Source organism: Aureibaculum luteum, from assembly GCF_003449015.1.
In the GTDB taxonomy this organism is placed as follows: domain Bacteria; phylum Bacteroidota; class Bacteroidia; order Flavobacteriales; family Flavobacteriaceae; genus Aureibaculum; species Aureibaculum luteum.
Genome location: NZ_QRGD01000023.1, coordinates 1 through 4,009, shown reverse-complemented (window position 1 = coordinate 4,009; position 4,009 = coordinate 1). Strand labels below are relative to the sequence as shown.

General features: G+C 29.2%; 5 protein-coding genes. All 5 read right to left on the bottom strand.

What is annotated here, in order from left to right:
* Positions 1-1,020 precede the first annotated feature (1,020 nt).
* On the bottom strand, positions 1,021-1,344 hold the full coding sequence (locus D3P13_RS21640) for a hypothetical protein (protein ID WP_117885786.1): 324 nt from the start codon (positions 1,342-1,344) through the stop codon (positions 1,021-1,023).
* A 25-nt stretch (positions 1,345-1,369) separates the two neighbouring features.
* On the bottom strand, positions 1,370-1,786 hold the full coding sequence (locus D3P13_RS21635) for a VOC family protein (RefSeq protein ID WP_117885784.1): 417 nt from the start codon (positions 1,784-1,786) through the stop codon (positions 1,370-1,372).
* A 21-nt stretch (positions 1,787-1,807) separates the two neighbouring features.
* The gene (locus tag D3P13_RS21630) at positions 1,808-2,101 is read right to left on the bottom strand and encodes a type II toxin-antitoxin system RelE/ParE family toxin (protein WP_117885782.1); all 294 of its coding nucleotides are present in this window, start codon (positions 2,099-2,101) and stop codon (positions 1,808-1,810) included.
* Positions 2,088-2,330 carry a type II toxin-antitoxin system ParD family antitoxin gene (locus D3P13_RS21625; protein WP_117885780.1) on the bottom strand — a complete coding sequence of 81 codons (243 nt, stop codon included), beginning with the start codon at positions 2,328-2,330 and terminating at the stop codon, positions 2,088-2,090. The genes D3P13_RS21630 and D3P13_RS21625 overlap by 14 nt, the downstream gene beginning before the upstream one ends.
* A gap of 701 nt (positions 2,331-3,031) precedes the next feature.
* On the bottom strand, positions 3,032-3,742 hold the full coding sequence (locus tag D3P13_RS21620; RefSeq protein WP_117885778.1) for a FadR/GntR family transcriptional regulator: 711 nt from the start codon (positions 3,740-3,742) through the stop codon (positions 3,032-3,034).
* Positions 3,743-4,009: the final 267 nt, after the last annotated feature.

Genomic DNA, 4,009 nt, shown 5'->3' with positions numbered 1-4,009 from the left:
AGATGTAATAAATGTATTGGAATTGGCTAAAAATTTAATACCGTTGGAGGAAGCGAATTATTTAGATGAAATGCGAAGACTCATGATTCCAGAAGAAAAAGGTTGAAACTACAAAGACTAGAATTATCAAAACTAATATCTTAAAAAAGCAAATTAGGCATTATCCCATAAACTGTGTAAGTTTTAAAACTAAAATCTACTTAACTCCTTGAGTTGCATTATTTCTACATAGTAATGTAAAACAAATGAAATGTATTGTTAAGTTAACAATACATTTAATATATTTGAGTACTTCTTTTAACTCTTAGTTTAGCGACACGATTGAAAGAACACCGTTACTCTTAAAAGTAACGGTTTTTTATTGGTCTAAATTTAACTTTGTTTAGATTAAATACTTTTCTCTTTTTTGGAACAACAACATTTATACAAGATTCTATCTTTCATTTTAAAATCATAATTAAAAGCCTCACTTATTATTTGATGCTTAGATTATACATCTTAGAATTTTTATATCTGTACGTCTTTCTCACAACGTTATGAAAGACGCTATAAACTCAAATATGAGAAATATAGTCACATATAATATATTAATAATAGACTTTAATCTAATTACGGTTCAAACCGTAATATCCTGCTCTGCATTCTTATGTAATATTTTGTAAAATATAACTTAAATCAAAACGTTATCATAAGCAGATACAGTTTTTCAAATTGTACTAAAATTAGGGGAGAAAGGAGGAAAGCTAAAGTTATGAATGAAAATTTATAACCTACAAAATACTACAAGTAGCTTTCCTCTTTCTATAAAAAATTACATATGACTTTAAAATATCTTTAGAACTGCTTACCGAAACTAAACAAATTACAAAGAGCAAATGGTAACTTACAGATATTACTGGGCTAATCTGCTCAACAACAATTAAAATTGTAAAGTTTAGAAAAGTCTAATGTCCCAAAACGGTTAGATTTATGAGACTATTTTTCGAATACAATTTATCGTTTATCTACACTTTAAAATTTTTAGTTGGTGCGTTTTAACTCTTTAGACATAATATTCCATCTATCTAAAACTAGATCTGGAATTGTATCTATATCGTAAAAAATAAATTTAGTAATACCAATATCTAAAGCATCTTCAACTCTTCTCGCATTCCATTCAATCCAAACATCAACTTTACTACCATATAAATTATAAATTGCCTTATAAGCTCCAGCACCTTTATAAAATTTTTTTCGTTCTGTTTGTTGCTCTATATCATTATGAAAATCCAATATAAATTTTTGTATGATCTCTACGGAAAAATATTCAGCTTCTTTTCCTGGTTCTATTTCTACACAATTCATTACTTATCGTTTATTTGGACTTTGGTTAATCCCTGATTACTTCTTTGTTGTTTTCATTTGGCTCTAGTAAATCCCACATATTTCCGTACAAGTCTTCGAAAACGGCAACCATACCATAAGGTTCTTCTTTAGGAGGCCTAACGAAAGTGATTCCCATTTCCAGCATTTTATTATAATCTCTCAAAAAATCATCTGTGAAGAGAAAAAGAAATACTCTTCCCCCTGTCTGATTTCCAACACTTGCTAATTGTTGCTCATTTGCCGCTTTTGCAAGTAAAAGACAACATTCCTTCGCACCTGTTGGAGCAATTACTACCCATCTCTTATGTTCATCAATTTTTGTGTCTTCCAAAAGTTCAAAACCCAACTTTTCTGTATAAAACTGAATTGCTTCATCATAGTCTCTAACTACTAAAGCAATATCGGCTATTCTTTGGTTCATTTTACAATCGTTTATTTAGATTTATAAATGTTTCATAAAATTCATTCTTTTGCCTAATATTCTAAGCACATAAATTTCATTATCATTATCGAAAGAATAATAGATAACATGGCTTTTAAAATTATAATATTTTAAACCTTTAGCAATAGGACTGGCGTCTCTTGCTAATTCTGGACGAACAGCCAATTCATCTAAAAAATTTTCCAATTGAGATAGATAATCTACAGCTTGGTTGAGACCAAAATATTTGATACCATATTTATAAATTCCAACTACATCAAACTGAGCTTTGGCAGATAGACTATAATTCTCCATTATCCACCTTCTTCATAATATCGCTTATTTTTAATGAACTTCTACCACTTTGCAATCCTTCATCAATAGCTTGTTTTAATTCCAAAAGTTTCATGTTTTTCGCTTGGTCTTTTCTTACCAAATCACGTATATACTCGCTATCGTTGGTGAAATCTCCATTTTCAACTTTTAATTTTATCCAACTATCTTGTTGATCCGTAAATGTTATTGATTTTCTAACTGTTTGCATATGTTTAATAATTGTGATGCAATATAGTGTAATAACGCACCAATCACAAGTGTTATTATATTTATTTTCTTGGTTTATACTTTCGTTTTTTGAATTTTCAAAATTCTAGATATTTATTATAAGTACCTCTCGCAATCTTAATTTGACTAATAGTTCATCAACTGTTGAATTTCCATAATTATGATAAACTTCAGCTCATATTGTCATTTGTTTGCCTTTATCAGATTTGTTTCAAAAGTGCATCAATTTGAAGGTCTAATTTTTTTTGTGAGTACTTATCCTAGCATATCCAAAATTCATATCGTAAAAGTTCTATTAAAGGTGAAAATATACTTTATTAAAATAATATGGCAAACTATACTTTAAAGATCAATTAATAATACGGCTTCTAAAAAAAATTCATTCTTATTTCCGGTCGCAATAATAGTATCCTTAATTCACCTTTTATGGAACTAAAATTGAAGTGTAACTTTTAATATTAACTTATAGAAGTAAGTCGTTTGCATATTTTGCAAGATGTGTTTTTGTTGCCACAAAAACAACCTTGTCCGCTCCCGATGGTCGCAGAGCAAAAAAAAGTCTTTTAAGGCAAAAAAGAAATAAACGTTTTTGAACTTGTGGATTTAGAGGCTGGTAATAGCAGATGAGAATCCAGCATCTTAAACCTTATTATTTCAATTTTGTATAATTTTTATTTTTGACTACTCTTCTTTACCACTATAACAATATTGATATAACATTTTAAAATGGTCTTTCATTTTTTGTTTTGCTACTTGGGGCTTTTTATTTTTAATTGCCTCATAAATATTTGTATGCTCTTGTATCCCTAAAAAAGCCTGATTTTTATCACAAACGTGATATTTTTCAAAATTAGTAATGATTTCAGGTGTAATTATTAGCATTAAGCTATTTAATGTGCTATTACCACTTGCCTGAGCTATTGCTAAATGAAATAATAAATCCTCTTGAACGGCGTCTTCACCTTTTAAAACTTTTTCATTGAATGCATCAAGGGCTTCTTTAATTTGTTCTAAATCTTTCTTATTTCTTGTAGTAGCAGCTAATCGAGCAGTTTCTAATTCCAACAAAATCCTAGTTTGAACCAATGATTTAAAATCAGGATCTTTCAAACTTAAAATACCATCAATCATTCCGTTCATGCCAATTGTCCCAATATTAGCGACAAATGTTCCACTCTGTGGGATAGATTTTAACAAGCCATAAAACTCTAATTTTTGTATAGCTTCCCGAATACTACTTCTGCTAACATCAAACTTTTCGGACAACATCCGTTCGGATGGCAATTTTTCTCCAGGTTCTAAATTTTTATAATTAATTAAATCTCTTATTTTCGAAATAATATCATTTAATACTTCTTGATTGTCATTTTTTGCAATTACTTTTAACTTCATAGTTACTAATTTTCGCTTTGTTAAAAACTGGTTAACCAGTCTGGGCAACTAAAAATACATAATTTATTAAGTTTAAAAAAAATTATTCAACATAAATATTTCCTCCATAAATAATAATAAACGTTTTTTAACTTGTGGATTTAGAGGCTGCCATCATAGATGGTTTTATATTAATTCTTTTTTAAGCGAGGAGAATCCACCAGTTTAAAAATGAACCAAATCCGCTCCCGACACTTCGGGACGGATGCGGTAGTTTTCACTCCTCTC